We start from the raw sequence: 2012 nt of genomic DNA, 5'->3' as shown, positions 1-2012 counted from the left end.
CCCACTTAATATACCTCAAGTTTCTGAGAAATTCCCTAACAGGGATTGCAATATCTTTTATTCTAGAGTAGAAATGCTTGATTGTCAGTAGCGGTTATTGCTGTACAACAATTAAAAATTTTTGTCTGTTACAATTTATACAAAATGCTCTGGGATTACCCCGACTGAAAACTCAAATCCGATTAGTGATCACTGATCACTGATTGCTGATAAGATTGTTACGAAAATATAAACACGAAATTCTATAGTTAGCCATGACCCAAAACGGAAGCTCGAAGTCGATCGTTGTCTCTCCCTCGATCCTATCGGCGGATTTTAGTAAATTAGGAGCCGATATCGAGGCTGTGGATAAGGCAGGAGCCGATTGGATTCACGTTGATGTGATGGATGGTCGTTTTGTCCCGAATATCACCATTGGACCCCTGATTGTCTCCGCTATTCGTCCCTATACGAAAAAACCTTTAGATGTGCATTTAATGATCGTGGAACCAGAAAAATATGTGGCTGACTTTGCGAAAGCGGGTGCTGACATTATTTCTGTTCACGCTGAACATAATGCTTCTCCCCACCTCCATCGTACTCTTTGCCAAATCCGCGAACTCGGTAAACAAGCGGGTGTGGTATTAAATCCCTCCACTCCCCTAGATTTAATCGAATACGTGCTGCATTTGTGCGATTTAGTCCTAATTATGAGCGTTAACCCCGGTTTTGGTGGCCAGAGTTTTATCCCGGAAGTTGTCCCCAAAATCCGTCAATTACGCCAAATGTGCGATGAAAAGGGCTTGGATCCCTGGATTGAAGTGGATGGCGGCTTAAAACCGGCTAATACTTGGCAAGTTCTCGAAGCGGGCGCTAATGCGATTGTAGCAGGTTCGGCGGTATTTAATGCCCCCGATTACGCGGCGGCGATCGAAGGTATCCGTCACAGCAAACGTCCCCAACCTCAATTAGCCACCGTTTAATTGCCGCGGGGGTGGGTTAGCTGTTGACTAATTATCTTGGCATTCGCACTAACCCACTCTACTGATTTGTTCTAAAACCTGCCGCCATAAACCGGAATTAGAGACGGCTAAAACTTCGCTAGAATCAGCTTTTAGGGGATTACCTGACCAATCGCTAATTATTCCGCCCGCACCTTCAATAATCGGGATTAAAGCACAAAAATCGTAGTATTTCAGGTCTGATTCTAGGATGACCATCGGCATGGCAGTGCAGCCAGTGGCTAACATCATATAGTTATAACAATCACCCCCAAAAGCGGTACGTTTACAGACGCTTTGCAGCTGACGAGCGATCGCCTGTTGTCGTTCTGTGATAAACATTAAGGGAGTGGTGGAGGCTAAACAGGCATTTTTTAAGACAAGTTCTCGATCTTGACGGTAGGGATTAACAATCATCTGGTTATTATAAAGACTCGCTTTTCCCTTCACTCCTAACCAGCGATCGCCTAAAATCGGTTGATCGACAATTCCTAAAATCGGTTGATTTTCTGCCACTAGGCCGATTAAAGTCCCAAAAATAGGCAATCCTTTGACAAAAGAGGATGTGCCATCGATCGGATCCAATACCCAATAACGACCACTTTGGGAGGGAATATTGGCTCCTTCTTCTCGAATAACCCCATCTTCAGGCAATTCTCGCCGAATAATCGCCACCATCGCCTCCTCAGCTTCTTGATCGGCGATTGTTACTATTGAGGAAACTTGCTCGAGTTTGGTCTCGGTTTCTAGATGGGGCTGCCGAAAATAGCGCCGGATAATCTCTCCAGAAGCGTCCGCTAATTGATGAGCTAGTTGGATAGTGCGATCGATATTCATGAGGGGAAACAATACAGCAGAATTTAGAAGACAGGAGACAGGAGTAGGGAGTGTGGGAAGTGGGGAAGTGGGGAAGTGGGGAAGTGGGGAAGTGGGGAAGTGGGGAGATGGGGGAATGGGGGAAATTTGCCTATCACCCTAAATCCCTATTGCCTCTTGCATAGTGCGATCGATATTCATCAATAAAAGTTATCT

2 protein-coding genes are annotated in these 2012 nt (G+C 45.3%); one reads left to right on the top strand and one right to left on the bottom strand.

Annotated elements, in window-relative coordinates; translation table 11 throughout:
- Positions 1-254: 254 nt before the first annotated feature.
- Complete coding sequence (rpe, locus tag MICAI_RS20405; protein WP_008206602.1) at positions 255-962, top strand: ribulose-phosphate 3-epimerase; 708 nt, start codon at positions 255-257, stop codon at positions 960-962.
- Between the two features lie 48 nt (positions 963-1010).
- Here rpe and hisN read toward each other — a convergent pair whose 3' ends face one another.
- On the bottom strand, positions 1011-1817 hold the full coding sequence (hisN, locus tag MICAI_RS20400; RefSeq protein WP_008206599.1) for a histidinol-phosphatase: 807 nt from the start codon (positions 1815-1817) through the stop codon (positions 1011-1013).
- Positions 1818-2012 lie beyond the last annotated feature (195 nt).

It is taken from the genome of Microcystis sp. T1-4 (genome assembly GCF_000297435.1).
GTDB lineage: Bacteria > Cyanobacteriota > Cyanobacteriia > Cyanobacteriales > Microcystaceae > Microcystis.
Note: the sequence above shows the minus strand (reverse complement) of the source record. Positions and strands in the feature narration are given on the sequence as shown.

Excerpts from the sequence above, each read along its gene's own strand:
- hisN (WP_008206599.1), bottom strand. The coding sequence starts at position 1,817 with ATGAATATCGATCGCACTATCCAACTAGCTCATCAATTAGCGGACGCT.
- rpe (WP_008206602.1), top strand. The coding sequence starts at position 255 with ATGACCCAAAACGGAAGCTCGAAGTCGATCGTTGTCTCTCCCTCGATC.